Raw genomic sequence first — 15,038 nt, forward strand, 5'->3', positions numbered from 1 at the left:
ACCAAAGCACGACTCAACCTGAAAGATCTAGGGAGGACCGAAAGTATTCGTGATCGCTTTGACGTTTTAATTCATCGTCCCCACGGCATCATCTTGGTGACTGGACCTACCGGCTCAGGTAAAACCGTTTCGCTCTATACCGGCCTAAATATTTTAAACGTGGAAGGCACCAATATTTCCACCGCAGAAGATCCCGTGGAAATTAACTTGGAAGGTATCAACCAAGTTAACGTGAATGCCCGTGTCGGTCTCGACTTTGCTGCCGCACTGCGATCTTTCTTGCGCCAAGATCCTGATGTGGTGATGGTGGGCGAAATTCGAGATTTAGAAACGGCTCAAATTGCGATTAAAGCCGCACAAACAGGCCACTTAGTACTGTCTACCCTGCACACCAATAGTGCAGCCGAAACACTGACACGTTTGGCCAATATGGGGGTGCCATCATTTAATATCGCCACCTCAGTCAGTTTAATTATTGCCCAGCGTTTAGCTCGCCGCTTATGCGTGCACTGTAAAGTCCCCGCAGAAATCCCAGAGCACACACTGAAAGAAGTTGGCTTTACCGATGAATTACTTGCAGACGCCGAAATATTCAAACCGGTGGGTTGTGAACACTGCAACCATGGCTACAAAGGCCGCGTCGGTATATATGAAGTGGTGCGCGTTACGGATTCAATATCGCGCATTATTATGGAAGGTGGTAATTCTATTGAAATTTCGGATGCTGCTCGAAAAGAAGGATTTGCCGATCTGCGTACTTCGGCGCTTAAAAAAGTCGTCCAAGGCGTCACTAGCCTAGAAGAAGCAAACCGTGTGACAACCGACTGACGCTCTGTCACTATTGAACCCTGAATGATGGAAGACAGAATCCTATGGCTAAACCAATAAAAACAATGACTTTCCAATGGGAAGGCACGAATCGCCGCGGACAAACCGTCAAGGGTGAGCTGAGCGGTCAAAACCCCGCGATGGTAAAGGCACAGTTGCGCAAGCAAGGTGTTGAGCCGAAAAAAATCAAACGCTTATCGCAACCTTTATTTGGTTTAGGCGGCGGAGTAACAAAGAAACGTATCAAACCTGCCGACATCACCTTTTTCACGCGCCAAATGGCTACCATGGTGAAAGCGGGTGTACCGTTAGTACAGTCGTTCGATATTGTTGCCGACGGAGGTGATAATATTTAGTTTAGAGAAGTTATCTACGCCATTCGCGATTCGGTATCAGCCGGTAATGACTTTGCCTCTGCGCTAAGACAGTATCCGCAATATTTTGACGAACTAACCTGCAACCTGATCGAATCGGGTGAGCAGGCGGGTGCGCTAGAGTCCATGCTGGATAAAGTCGCTATCTACAAAGAAAAAACCGAAGAACTGAAAGCTAAAATCAAAAAAGCACTTATGTACCCTATGATCACCTTATTGGTGGCATTTGGGGTAACCGCTATTCTGTTAATCAAAGTCGTACCGACCTTTGATGAGATGTTTAAAAGCTTTGGCGCTGAATTACCCGCACCAACCCAGTTTATTGTGATGCTTTCCGACTGGATGCAGGCAAATTACCTATATGTCTTTGGTGGGCTAATTTTCCTAGTCGTTGCTTTTATGCAAGGGATGAAGAAATCACAGTCGTTTCGCGATAATGTCGAAACAACCATGTTGAAGGCACCTGTTTTTGGTGACTTGATCATGAAAGCATCGGTTGCGCGTTACGCGCGGGTGTTATCAACAACTTTCGCCGCGGGTGTTCCTTTAGTCGAAGCGTTAGATTCTGTCGCCGGTGCCGTGGGCAACGTTGTTTACCGCAATGCGGTATACAGCATCCGCGACGAAGTCGCATCTGGCCAGCAAATGCATTTTGCCATGCGTGCAACTAAGGTATTCCCGAATATGGTGGTGCAAATGACCAGTATTGGTGAGGAATCCGGTGCATTAGATACCATGCTGGATAAAGCAGCTAGTTACTATGAAGCGGAAGTTGATAACGCCGTGGATAATATGACCTCGTTACTTGAACCTGCCATTATGGTGTTTTTAGGTGTGGTCATCGGTGGCATGATTGTCGCTATGTACTTGCCGATATTTGCCATGGGCGATGCTATTTAATCCTATGTTTTCTAATGTACTAACGGAACTCGCACTACTCAGCACACCTTGGCATATCGCCTTGGTGGCGCTGCTAAGTTTATTGGTCGGTAGTTTTTTAAACGTCGTTATCTTGCGTCTCCCGATTATGATGTTTCGTAGTTGGAAGCAAGAATGCCAATCGTTAGAAGACGATTTGCCCGATCATCCTGCATTGGAGGACTTAACTAAGCCCTTCAATTTAGTTAAGCCTGATTCTCACTGCCCTACTTGCCAAGCGCCAGTGAAAGCTTGGCAAAACATCCCGGTAATTAGCTATATATTACTGCGCGGTCGTTGCGGGAAATGTCAGTCTAAAATCAGCCCAAGATATCCAGCCGTTGAAGTAATCACCGCATTAATGAGTGCGGTGCTATTGGTGCAATTTCCTTGGGGTTGGCCCCTAGCGGCTATGTTGGTATTTACATGGCTACTCATCGCCATGTCGGTTATCGATATTGATCATCAAATATTACCCGACACCTTAACATTAGGCCTGCTATGGCTGGGCCTTTTGGTTAACACCCAAGGTCTATTCACCGATTTAACCTCCGCGGTTTACGGTGCGGCTGTTGGATACGGTTTGCTGTGGAGTATCTTTTGGATATTCAAACTGTTAACGGGTAAAGACGGTATGGGATTTGGCGACTTCAAGCTACTAGCGGCCTTAGGTGCTTGGTTAGGCTTGAGTGCTATTCCTGTGATTGTTCTGCTATCGAGTGTCGTTGGGGCTGTCGTCGGTATTGCTGGAATCATTATTCTAGGTCGCGATCGACAATTACCCATCCCATTTGGCCCATACTTAGCCATGGCTGGTTGGATTGCAGCACTATGGGGTAACCAAATCGTAGAGTGGTACTTAAGTACACTTTAACGTCTAAAACTGTAACCCACACAATGGGCTAAGGTACGTATGTTAGTAGTAGGTTTAACGGGTGGAATTGGCAGCGGTAAAACGGCTGCCAGTGATTACTTTGCTTCGTTGGGCATCGCGGTTGTTGATGCCGATGTTGTTGCTCGCGAAGTGGTAGAACCGAATCAACCCGCTTGGCAAGCAATCCTAGAGCGCTATGGCAAGCAAGCCTTTCTCAGTGATCAATCGCTCGATCGTGCGTGGCTCAGAGGTAAGGTTTTTAGCGACCCTAATGAGCGTATATGGTTAGAGCAACAAACCCATCCGCGTATCCGTGAACGCTTGATCCAGCAGCTACAAAGCGCAAACTCGGCCTACGCCATTTTGGTATCACCACTGTTATTTGAAAGTGGTCAAAGCGCCTTGGTACAACGTACTTTATTAGTGGATGTTCCTACCGACATTCAGGTTGCCCGTGCCAGCTCTCGTGATGGCAACGATGAGGAACACATACGTCGTATTATTGCAGCGCAAATGAGCCGTGAAGATCGTTGTGCGAAAGCAACCGACATCGTTGATAATAGCGCTGATTTAGGTAGCCTGTATCAGCAATTAGAGCCGCTACATCAGCACTATTTAGAACTTGCCAAGGCGAGTTAACAAACTAGATATCCAGTGAAGCACAGAGAGACAACTATGAAAGTGGATTGCCCAACCTGTAAAACCCCTGTGGAATGGAAACCTGAGAGCAAGTTTCGTCCGTTCTGTTGTGAACGTTGTAAGCTTATAGATCTTGGCGAATGGGCCAGCGAAGGTCACGCGATTCCTGGAAAGCCAGCCGATGAGATTTTAATGTCTGAAGATTGGGATCAGCTAAAAACGTTAAACTAATTCGAGATAGAGCGTTCTTCTAGGCACGCCCCAGCGCCTCGGTCAGTTAGTGCACCGAGGCAATAGCAGGGATGGCATTAAGTAATCGATCAAGCTTAGCGTGGTCAACAGAGTCTGAACAAAAAACATTATCTACTTGCTCCAAGAATTCACGCAATCCCTCGTCCATTCGCATGCCTTGGTTGAATATACGATTGGTATCGACGACGCCATTCTCCATGATTTTTTGTAATGCCAACTCTTGGCGCTCGTCCATTCCTAGAAACTGAATGCTACTCTCAACGCCATCCGCCATAGTTTCAACAACGTCGGCGATATCCTTCATTACACCTTTATAAGAAGTATCAACATGCTTCATCAGATCTCGCATCTGCCCCGCCATCCGCTTCACTAGTAAACTTTCCATAGCGAGCGACTCTAAATTATCCAACGCCTTCACCCGCGCATCCGCGCCTTGTAGTAGTGAAAACACGTTATCTTTAATCGCTCCGTACTTTTTGTCATCGTTCACCGGCATATTTTTAACCAACAAAGACACACTGTCGTAATTCATGATTGAGCGACGCCCAAAATCGACGTAACGGCCTTTATCTTTGCACTCTTCCAGCAAGACGGACTCCATCTCTTTTGCCATACCATTGGCTTCCATATTTTTTACGGTATGCCGTCCGCGAATTTGCAAACTGCAATTAATGCCGTAACTTTGCAGCGACTTAAATACGCGCATACCCAATTCATCAAGGTTGTCACAGCTATTAACATCGAGCAAAAACTGAACATTCACGCCTAAATCCGAAGTGTCCGACATGGCGATAAACGCCATTTCATTGGCTTGTTGTAGTTGTTGCTTCAGTTGATCATTTGCGACTTTGTTAAAAATTACGCGCATTAGACGTACGTGTAACTCAGGCATGCTTTCCGAATTCACATAGTCATCACAACCAGCGTCGTAATAGGCCATTTTTCTATCAAGTTCAGAATCACTGGCGAGTATAACGATTGGCGTATCGGTTGTTGAAGGGTTGTCTTTAAGCCCACGACAGACGTCAAGCCAGACAGTCTTTAGGTTATCGACGATATTAAGCAGAACTAATTTCACGTCATCTGCTGATACTTGCCGAATACAATCATCAACTGAATCAACATGTTCAAGTGCGTATTGTTTTCCGAGCAAGCCAACTAACGCGCCGTTGTCTGCATCTCCCATCACCAAAACCTTGTAGGTCATCGCCCTAAACCCCTATAAATGTCGCCTATCGAAAGGTTTAGTACAGGTTACAGACGATTACCATTGCAGGTTACATAACGACCCGAAAGTCATACTAAATGTAACAATAGCGCTGCATTTTCCCGGCAATTTAAGAAATTAGTATGAGTCATTACAGTAACATCAGCTCTTTCGCACGATGTATCGCTTGAGTCCTACTTTTGGCTCCCAATTTCACATTAATTTTGCGAGCATGGGTCTTTACGGTATGCAGAGAGATGTATAGTTGATCAGCAATTTCTTGGTTAGAAAAACCCATTGCCATTTGTCGTAAAACATCCAATTCCCGATCACTTAAACTAGCTTTTGCACTCAGCTCGGCAATTTTATCCGGATCTGGGCCTTGCAGTAGGCGAGCCAGATCAGGCAACCATTGATGCAATTCAAGACCAACGCCTTCTTTCTCTAAAGTTCGTCGCACCAAACCAAACTGGCGTTGACTTTCGTGCTGCTGCTGCGACATAGCCAGCGCTCCCGCACGAATTAAACGAATGAAGGTCGTCATAAGACCATCGGCATTATTACGCAGCCAATGCTCCGTTTGCTCGAGGCATTGATCCAGTTGATGTGCCACTAGATATAAACGCGATAAGGTTGCGATGGTGAATCCGGGCAGCATAGGAAACAGTTCTGGACGAGGAATCCGCTCCGAGTCGGCGCCTACGAGGAGAGGATCAATACAATATTTAGCACGCTTCAGCTTGCCCTGAGATATCCAAACGTTAGCGCGAACAATGTGTAGCCATTGATACGTACCTGGCTCCACTTGCCAATTTTGCATGCGTCGTTCCGCTTCATCTAATGCATCCAATGCAGCCGTATGACGTCCTTGAGCCGTAAACTGCATCGCCATCACGGCGTAGCCGTAACACACAGAGACATCGTGCGCTTGAGTACTTAGAGCAATACCCTGCTGAATAACAATTTGTAACTGGTCAAGTTCTTTGCCTGATAGCCACATTAGAAGTCCGCGATATAAGAGTAAACGTCCTCGCGGTAAGCGATCCATTTCATGTGGCCGCTCTCCTAATAATTCGAGACCTTGATCAACAATACTCATACTGCGACTGATATGACCACGGTTTAATTCAATCCGCGCATGATCAAACATAGCCAGAGCTTCCATTGCTGGCGCTCGGAATTTCCGCGAAAGATCCTGCGCAAGACGATTCCATACGCGCGCACCATCAGGGTCTTTGGCCGACAACGATAGGTGAGATAGCGTACTACTCATCAAAATGCGTAACGAAAAGCGACTGGCAGGAAGATTATCGAGAGCAAACCGGCACAGTCGATCTGCGCGATTCAGCTGCCCTAGCAAGACGGCTAGATAGCCTTGCAAGGCAGAGATCTCATAATCAGCAAGACTCCCTTCTTGGGTTAAGCGCTGAATCAAATGATCTGCCCGATCGGCCTGATGAGCTAGCAACCATGTCCAAGCCGCAATTTGCATCAAGCGCGGCGAGGCTAGCAAAATTTGTTCATCCAACTGACTAAACCAGTTGATTAGGCCGTTCATATTTAAATTTGCGAGGATGCTTTCAGCCTCTAACTCTACCCAACGAGCGGCTTCTTCATCGTCACCACATTGGGATGCATGAGTTAATGCAGCCACCGGCTCTTGCCGCTGACTTAACCAACGATAAGCCAACCGATGCAGATCTTGTCGATCTGCAAGAGGGAGTTGTGACGCCAAACACTGTGCCATGACCGGATGCATTCGATACCATCCCTGACGCTCAGTTTGCGGCTCAACAAACAATTCTTTCGCCAGCGCTTGCTGGAGAAGCGCATGATAATCTGGGCCTACGACATCATTTAACAGCGCTTCATTAAACTGCCCTAAAACACTTAATTGACGCAAAAAACTCTGCAAAGGTGGAGACAGTGAACATAAGACCTCCCCTTGCAAATAATCACTCATTTCTGCAAGCGCGACCTGATCATTCACACTATCGGGTTGCCCGGCCATGCGAAAACAACTTCCCCACAAAGCTAAACCCACAGGCCAACCAAGCAGTCGCTGTTCTATATGCTGCCTGAGTTCCAATGAAGTCTTGAGGCCTTGATTCGCTAGCCAATGTTCTTGCTCAGTACCACTGAATGCCAAGTCAGGCATAGTTAAAAAAACGGCATCTTGCAGTGCTGCAGTGCCGATAGCAAAAGGGCGATAACGACCACTGAACACTAGTTGCACACGATCTGGTCGATAGCGTACGAGTGCCATGAGTAATTGCCAGCTGCTATCGTCGACCAGTGAATGGATATCATCAATAAAGATAATGATTTTGCGCTCGCTTGCCGCTAAATCGCGCAACCAAAGCAATAGAATTTTTTCTGCGTGTGGAGCACCGTCAGGCTGACGTAACAGGGCCAAAGCGTCAGTAGCTGTTCCCATAAGCTGCTGCTCTGCGGCCTCCAAAAGATGCTCCAGTAATACAGCCATAGGTGCATCAAGACTGTCTAAGGTAAACCAGATAATACTTTGCTGAGCGCTTTGCTTATCCGCCAAACTCGCCATAACTTGTGTTTTACCGAATCCAGCGGGAGCGGTGAGCCAAACAACAGGAGCTTTAGACAATGCAGTGGCCAGTATCTCACTGCGATCGATACCACCAGTGGCCAGAACTGGACGCTCGCCTTTGCGCTCAATCCAAGCACCCAGTGCTTTATGATCAAGGGATGTTAACCATGCATCTCGTGCTCGGTTTGCAGGCGCAGAAAAATCCATAATCACAACTATTAAAGTATGTTTGAGGCGATGGGTGAGATATACCCAACGCAATATGTCCGTATAAAACCAGAGGGAAAGGCCTGATTCAACTAATCAGGTCGGTTACTTACGATATGTTACTAAATAACTTACAACTCATTACTTTCGCGTCTTACTGAACCAAATCCAGCAGCCAGACAATGCTAAAAATAACAACATAACTGCAGCAATATCGACTAACCAAACACCATATGTACCTAACCAACGCCCGCTATGCATATCGAGCAGCAATCGCTGCCAACTGATGCTTTTATTACGGCTAGCATCGATTGACAACGGTAATGGAGCTAACTCGTACTGTGCTGAGACAATTGCGCTTTTAGACAATAGCTGCGCCGAATAAGTTTCAAGGTCCAACTCATACCAAAGACCAGGGTCTACTTGAACCGCAAAGTACTCCTCGTCTGTGCCAACCGCTTTGATATGTTCTAACTGAAAAAATGCCGGATCAATTAATTCTAAAAAAGTCCAATCCGCACTCAACAATAACCACTGCTCTTCACACACTAAAAGCATTTCGCTATCGGTGCTAGCAAAACCAATCAACTGCGAACACTCACCGAGTATTTTTGCATCCAATAAAACCTGCTGATCGCTAACATACAGCCAACCATCCTTCGTCGAAATGCCCTGTCGAACCTCAATAGCGGATCCATACGGCAACAATAGCAACGAGCTTTGCGGATAATGCCTATCTAATTCTAAGTCACCCGTATGGTTGAGTGCTAAGCCACTCAGGGTGACCAATATGACTATAAATGCAGCCGCTAAACCGCTACGGCGATGCCAACGATAGAGCCAAAATCGTAAACGACGCCCCTTCATTACTCAGCTCCAACGACAGTCGAGGCATTGCTCGGAGCGATCCAACGGTCCAACAGCAGCGCCAAGCGCGCAATACGCTTCATCGTTCTAACGGAATAGGTTGCTCCAGAAATACCATCAACGTGGCGAGATAATTTCCCCTCGTCAGTCAGCATTTGATCAACAAATTGAGCGGTATAAGCAGGAAGTCGAATTTCATCGCCCCGCGCTTCGCGAAATATCATGACCTCTATGCGCTCGATTTTTTGGGCGCGCGTCACCACAGCAAAAGTAATGGGTCGCTCTTTGCCAATGTCACTTAGAATCCACAAGGCAGTATCACCGCTCTGCCAATATTTAATTCGAGCTTGGCGCAACTCCATATTGGCTATGCGCTGAGCTTCTTGCTTTTGTTCAGCCTGCAGCCACAAGGTTTTTGCATCAGGAGCCCCATCCTTAAAAACTTCGAGCGAGATGTCTTCAATACTGTAGTAAACACTCTGAGCGCTACTAAGGCTTGGAAATAGCAAACAAAAAAGGATCAACGACAATGTCGTTAACCCTCTTAGGTTGCGTAATAATATAAAAAGCAACGCCATTACTATCCTTTAAAAACTGTATCCCATGCCTAGATTGTAACCAGTACCAATCAAGTCACCGTCTTGCTTTTCGCGATAATAATCAGCCTTTACAACAACCGTTGGTGCTAGCCAATAGTTGGCACCCATATCATGACGCTTCACTTCAGAGTCAGCACTATCGCCAGCAGTGGTATCCCAAGCGCTATTGCGATAAAAAACACCGACATTGTTTACGCGATACGAAGGTTCGATATAAAAACCATTTTGTTTGGATGCACCCGCGGTGATGTCATTAATAGCAGAGGTAAGATTCCACTGAGCATACAAGGCACGTAAAGCAAATCCACCGGTTTGATAAACCGCATGAGTTTCTAGCAAACGAGCACCAATTTCTTTTGCACCTGAACCTTGCATAATATCATCCTGATATTGCACCGAAGCCGCCAACTCTAAGCCAGGAACCGCTGTATATTTCAAGCGAGCGGTGTATGCCGCTTTATTCGCCTGTGCTTCTGATACCTTTTGACGACCGCTACGCAAAGAACCGGTGGCCGAATTCAAACCTGAATGCACGGCGACGTCGTAACCAATACCATCAACGATATCACCACTTACCGCCACACCACCTTCCCACCAAGTGGTCGGAATAATGTTCTTTTCAACGTTATTACGTTCTACACCATAAAACGTCTCTGGCTCATGCGTCGCGTTTAAAATACCTACGGGCAGCAAAAACAGACCGCCTTTCACTTTCGTTGTGCCTGCAACGTCGTATTCAATAAAGGCCTGCTCTAACTCGATTTCGCCGTTTTTCCCTTCACCAGCAATACTATGCTCAAGTTCAAACTCAGAGAAAAAGCGCGTGCGTTCGTTGAATTCTTTGCCGAAAAACAACACGAAACGATGAAAATCGATTTCGTTATCTTCACCATTGGCGAGATTTAAATGCATCTCACCATAGCCGCCAATCGATACACCATTGGTTGAGCTTGTCGTAGCTTGTTGATCGAGCGTATCGGCCAGACTATTAAGTTGCGCTTTCATTGCAGCGATTTCAGCTTTGAGCTCCGCTGTTTCGTCAGCAACCGCAACCGCAGGCAAAGTCATAGCAGCGGCTAAAAAAAGTGAACGGGTATCCATGAAAGAGTCCTCAGTATTACTAGGTGAAATAGTTAGATAAGAACCATAACACAATTGCGAATCACTATTAAATACTTTAACAGATTATTATTGTTTACCTACGAAGAGGGCAATTGCATCCAATACATCAATACCAATACTAATTCAGAGCTTCCCTAGGCGCTTAAACCGCATTCAGGTAAACTCTTTGCCCAAATCCATTGCACCCTATTCTCATTAAGACACCATGATGCAAGAGACTTATCAGCCCCATACGATCGAACCTGCTGTACAACAACAGTGGGAAGCCAATCAGGTTTTTAAAGCCGTTGTCGATACTAACAAAGAGAAGTTTTACTGCCTCTCTATGTTCCCATATCCGAGTGGGCGCTTGCACATGGGTCATGTGCGTAACTACACCATTGGTGATGTGGTATCGCGCTTTCAGCGCATGCAAGGCAAAAATGTTATGCAGCCGATGGGCTGGGATGCATTTGGTCTTCCAGCAGAAAACGCAGCCATTAAGCACAAGGTTGCTCCAGCCAAATGGACCAAAGAAAACATCGCCTACATGAAAGGCCAGCTAAAGTCGCTCGGCTTTGGCTATGATTGGGATCGTGAAATTGCGACCTGCGACCCAGAATACTATCGTTGGGAACAATGGTTTTTCACTACATTAATAGACAAGGGCTTGGCTTACAAAAAAGTCTCTGCTGTTAACTGGTGTCCAAACGACCAAACCGTTTTAGCTAACGAACAGGTCATCGACGGCTGCTGCTGGCGCTGCGACTCCGTCGTTGAGCGCAAAGAAATCCCACAGTGGTTTATTCGCATCACGGCCTACGCCGAAGAGTTATTAAATGATCTTGATCAGCTTGAAGGCTGGCCTGATCAAGTGAAGGCAATGCAACGCAACTGGATTGGTAAATCTCGTGGCGTGCAAATGCGCTTTGGCTTAAAAGATCGATCTGACGAGTTAGAGATTTACACCACTCGCCCAGACACGCTAATGGGTGTTAGTTACGTTGCGGTTGCTGCTGGCCATGCACTTGCTAAAGAAGCCGCTGAAACTAATTTAGAGTTAGCTGCATTTTTAGATGAATGTAAAAAATCTGGTACTGCGGAAGCCGATTTAGCCACGGTAGAAAAGAAAGGCATGACCACCGGCTTTACCGCTATCCACCCGATCAGTGGTGCTGAAGTACCGGTTTGGGTCGCTAACTTCGTATTAATGGAATACGGTACAGGCGCTGTTATGGCCGTACCGGCACATGACCAACGCGATTGGGAATTTGCGAAGAAATACGATTTAGCCATTAACCAAGTCATTACGGGTACCAATGGCGAAGACATTGATCTTGCAGTCGCCGCTTTCACCGAAAAAGGTGTATTGGTTAATTCTGCTGAATTTGATGGTTTGGCATTCGAACAGGCGTTCGATGCCATTGCGGCTAAATTAGTAGGGCTTGGCAGAGGCGAGGTGAAAACTAACTACCGGTTACGCGATTGGGGCGTTAGCCGTCAGCGTTATTGGGGCAGCCCAATTCCGGTGATTCGCAACGCCGCAGGCGAGACCATGCCAGCACCAGCGTCATTGCAGCCAGTTATTCTGCCGACCGACGTGGTCATGGATGGCATTAACTCGCCAATAAAAAACAATCCAGAATTCGAAAACATTGAACTGGATGGCGAGCCCGTATTCCGTGAGACCGATACTTTCGACACCTTTATGGAGTCATCTTGGTACTACGCACGCTATTGTTCGCCACGTTGTGACGACGCCATGTTGGATCCAAAAGAAGCCAATTATTGGCTACCTGTGGATCAATACATCGGTGGTATCGAACATGCGATTTTGCACTTGTTGTACGCCCGCTTCTTCCACAAGCTGCTGCGTGATGCAGGCTTAGTAGAAAGTGACGAGCCGTTTAAAAGCTTGCTATGCCAAGGCATGGTGTTAGCGGAAGCCTTTTACTACACCACTGAAAACGGTGCCAAAGAATGGGTTAATGCCGCTGAAGTGACTGTTGAGCGCGATGAGAAAGGTCGCTTACTCACGGCTCGCCGCACTAGCGACGACACCGAAGTTAAATACTCCGGCATGATTAAAATGTCGAAGTCGAAAAACAACGGCGTCGATCCACAAGAAGCCATTGAGCTTTACGGTGCCGATACGGTGCGTTTGTACACTATGTTTGCAGCACCCCCAGAGCAAACACTGGAGTGGTCTGATTCTGGCGTACAAGGTTCGCAGAAGTTTTTACAACGCGTTTGGCGTTTAAGCTACGAACTGCTGCAACAAGCAGACATCGGTAATTTAACGACGCTGAGCAAAGACGAACAAGACGTTCGCCGCAAAGTTCATGAAACCATCCAGAAGGTCAGCGATGACATAGGTCGCCGCTATAACTTCAACACCGGCATTGCCGCTATCATGGAATTGATGAACGCACTGCAAAAACTCGACCTTACTTCTATAGGTGGTCGCGGTGTTGTCAGTGAAGGCCTGAACGCAATTATTCGTATGCTCTCGCCGATGGCGCCGCATATCACTCAAGCCTTATGGGTTGCCTTTGGCAATGACGGGCTAGTGATTGATGCTAGCTGGCCGGTTGTTGATGAAAGCGCCTTAGTGCGCGATTCAATCACCTTAGTGGTTCAGGTAAACGGTAAATTGCGTGCCAAGCTGGAAGTTCCTGTTAGTGCTGGCAAGGATGAATTAGAAGCCTTGGCAATGGCAGACGAAGCAGTACAGAAACAGCTTGAAGGCAAAACCGTGCGTAAAGTTATCGTGGTGCCAGGTAAATTGGTCAACATCGTTGTCGGTTAATACCGACAACGATTTAAAGACCACACAATAGAGGTTGTTCGCATGCGCGTTTCGTTAATTTGGTTGGCCGTTATTACTCTCAGTGCTTGCGGCTGGCATTTACGCGGAATCACTCCAATACCCGACGGCTACCGCATCTTGCATTTGCAAGGCAGTGGTAACGCTGGATTTGATCAGGCGCTCAACCAACAGTTGCAATTCAACGGCGTCGTTCTTACCGAACACGCCGTCGATGCTCCAGCACAATTGGTTATTCAATCGTATGAAATAGAACGTCGAACGCTATCTGTCAGTACCAACGGACAAGTGGCCGAATACGAACTGAATGGTCGACTAACAGCTCTGGTGTCGCGCCCTGAAGATGGGATCAATACCGAAGTTTTAGTGCGCTCTCGACGCACTCTAAACAATGATGTGAACAACATCGTCGCCACCGCCAATGAAGAGCGACAACAGCGTTCAGCCATTGAGAAGGATCTGGCCAGCAAACTCCTGCGGCGCTTACAGGGAATCAGTGGCGATAAAAATAAAACCGCCACTACGCCAGAACCGATAGCGCTGCCGTGAAAATTCGTCAAGATCAACTCACAGCAACATTAAGACGCGGCCTTAGTGGCTGTTATCTTGTTTCTGGCGACGAGCCACTGCTCATCATGGAAGCTTGTGATGAAATTCGCGCGGCCGCCCGTGCTGCAGGAATAGAAGAGCGCGAACTTTTTCATGCCGAAGCAGGTTTTGATTGGCGCACCTTGCTTGATGAAGCCAACGCGATGTCGCTATTTTCTAGCCGCCGTATCCTTGAAGTTCGCATTCCAAATGGCAAGCCCTCTGATAAAGGCGCCGCTTTGCAGCAAATGGTCAGTCATCCAAATCCTGACAACGTCCTGCTTATCATTTGCCCCCGCTTAGATGCCACCGTGCAGCGCAGTACTTGGTTCAAAGCCATTGAAAGCGCCGGCGTATTTCTGCCGATCTGGCCGATTGAACGCAATCAATTTCCAGGCTGGCTTAAACGTCGCCTACAGATCGTTGGCTTACAAATTGAACCTGCAGCGTTAGCCGCTCTTGCGCATCAAACTGAAGGTAACCTACTTGCAGCGGTACAAGAAGTTGAAAAACTGCGTCTTTTAGGTGATTCACCCGTTACCGAAGCCATGATCAACGAAGCTATCGGCGATAGCTCTCGTTTCGATGCATTCGGCTTAGCCGATGCCTGCCTATTAGGCAATTTAGCCGAAGCGGCGCGCATACTTACACATCTGCAAGCCGAAGGCTCTGAACCTATTATGATTTTAGGAGCTATCACACGGAAAATTCGTCAACTAATCGCCTTGTACAACAACTCTGGACAGCAATTGAGCGAGGGGTTTAAGAAGCAAAATATCTGGCCAAAACAACAAGCTCCTTACAAGGCGGCACTGCAACGGATTCGCCAAAATGAACTTTTTGCCGCACTACAAAAAGCCGAAGCGATCGATAATGCAGCAAAAGGTAATGGACAAGACCCTTGGTTATTACTTGGAGAACTAACGATTCTCCTTACGGGCCATAAAAACCATCTCCCCTGTTAACTATCAGAAGAAAGCGTTAGCTTGATCACATTTCATCCATAAAACGCGTGCCATACTTTCTTAACTCATTGGTCTCCCCCGACAAACTTGCTTACAAAGATGCCTTTAATGTCCGGATTAGACTAGGTAATGTGCAATTTATTGTCAGTTTTAAGCAGTTAGTGGTACGAAAACATAGCTTAAACGTCAAAAGCTATTAATAATGTGGCTCAAAACGCCACCGTTTATT

The 15,038-nt window shown here is 46.9% G+C and carries 14 protein-coding genes; 9 read left to right on the top strand and 5 right to left on the bottom strand.

What is annotated here, in order from left to right; translation table 11 throughout:
• The 6 genes from UXZ23_RS03210 to yacG form a co-directional block, all read left to right on the top strand.
• The coding region (locus UXZ23_RS03210; protein WP_320819207.1) for an ATPase, T2SS/T4P/T4SS family at positions 1–828 on the top strand (828 nt) is incomplete at its 5' end.
• Between the two features lie 44 nt (positions 829–872).
• Entirely contained in the window at positions 873–1,184 is a 312-nt protein-coding gene (locus UXZ23_RS03215) for a hypothetical protein (RefSeq protein ID WP_320819208.1), read from the top strand.
• Between the two features lie 12 nt (positions 1,185–1,196).
• Positions 1,197–2,102, top strand: coding sequence for a type II secretion system F family protein (locus tag UXZ23_RS03220; RefSeq protein WP_320819248.1), 906 nt, complete (start codon positions 1,197–1,199; stop codon positions 2,100–2,102).
• A gap of 4 nt (positions 2,103–2,106) precedes the next feature.
• Entirely contained in the window at positions 2,107–2,994 is an 888-nt protein-coding gene (locus UXZ23_RS03225) for an A24 family peptidase (RefSeq protein ID WP_320819209.1), read from the top strand.
• Between the two features lie 39 nt (positions 2,995–3,033).
• Positions 3,034–3,633 (top strand): dephospho-CoA kinase, encoded by a 600-nt coding sequence (gene coaE, locus UXZ23_RS03230; protein WP_320819210.1) that lies wholly within the window; start codon positions 3,034–3,036, stop codon positions 3,631–3,633.
• Between the two features lie 36 nt (positions 3,634–3,669).
• Positions 3,670–3,864, top strand: a complete 195-nt coding sequence (gene yacG, locus UXZ23_RS03235; RefSeq protein ID WP_320819211.1) for a DNA gyrase inhibitor YacG — start codon at positions 3,670–3,672, stop codon at positions 3,862–3,864.
• Positions 3,865–3,910: 46 nt separating this feature from the next.
• On the opposite strand, the gene UXZ23_RS03240 is transcribed toward yacG, so the two are convergent.
• The 5 genes from UXZ23_RS03240 to UXZ23_RS03260 form a co-directional block, all read right to left on the bottom strand.
• The gene (locus UXZ23_RS03240; RefSeq protein ID WP_320819212.1) at positions 3,911–5,092 is read right to left on the bottom strand and encodes a hypothetical protein; all 1,182 of its coding nucleotides are present in this window, start codon (positions 5,090–5,092) and stop codon (positions 3,911–3,913) included.
• A 151-nt stretch (positions 5,093–5,243) separates the two neighbouring features.
• Entirely contained in the window at positions 5,244–7,862 is a 2,619-nt protein-coding gene (locus UXZ23_RS03245; RefSeq protein ID WP_320819213.1) for a LuxR C-terminal-related transcriptional regulator, read from the bottom strand.
• 141 nt (positions 7,863–8,003) lie between these two features.
• On the bottom strand, positions 8,004–8,729 hold the full coding sequence (locus UXZ23_RS03250; protein ID WP_320819214.1) for a PepSY domain-containing protein: 726 nt from the start codon (positions 8,727–8,729) through the stop codon (positions 8,004–8,006).
• On the bottom strand, positions 8,729–9,307 hold the full coding sequence (locus UXZ23_RS03255; RefSeq protein ID WP_320819215.1) for an FMN-binding protein: 579 nt from the start codon (positions 9,305–9,307) through the stop codon (positions 8,729–8,731). The genes UXZ23_RS03250 and UXZ23_RS03255 overlap by 1 nt, the downstream gene beginning before the upstream one ends.
• A 9-nt stretch (positions 9,308–9,316) precedes the next feature.
• Complete coding sequence (locus UXZ23_RS03260) at positions 9,317–10,429, bottom strand: porin (RefSeq protein ID WP_320819216.1); 1,113 nt, start codon at positions 10,427–10,429, stop codon at positions 9,317–9,319.
• Between the two features lie 229 nt (positions 10,430–10,658).
• Between UXZ23_RS03260 and leuS the strand changes: the two genes are divergently transcribed.
• The 3 genes from leuS to holA are packed head-to-tail and all read left to right on the top strand — an operon-like array spanning position 10,659 to position 14,809.
• Complete coding sequence (leuS, locus tag UXZ23_RS03265) at positions 10,659–13,238, top strand: leucine--tRNA ligase (RefSeq protein WP_320819249.1); 2,580 nt, start codon at positions 10,659–10,661, stop codon at positions 13,236–13,238.
• Between the two features lie 42 nt (positions 13,239–13,280).
• Positions 13,281–13,805: an LPS assembly lipoprotein LptE gene (gene lptE / locus UXZ23_RS03270; RefSeq protein ID WP_320819217.1), complete on the top strand. Its 525-nt coding sequence runs from the start codon at positions 13,281–13,283 to the stop codon at positions 13,803–13,805.
• Positions 13,802–14,809 carry a DNA polymerase III subunit delta gene (gene holA, locus UXZ23_RS03275; protein WP_320819218.1) on the top strand — a complete coding sequence of 336 codons (1,008 nt, stop codon included), beginning with the start codon at positions 13,802–13,804 and terminating at the stop codon, positions 14,807–14,809. Before lptE ends, holA begins: the two co-directional genes overlap by 4 nt.
• Positions 14,810–15,038: the final 229 nt, after the last annotated feature.

The sequence above is a fragment of the Thalassolituus sp. genome, assembly GCF_034111725.1.
In the GTDB taxonomy this organism is placed as follows: domain Bacteria; phylum Pseudomonadota; class Gammaproteobacteria; order Pseudomonadales; family Oceanobacteraceae; genus Thalassolituus.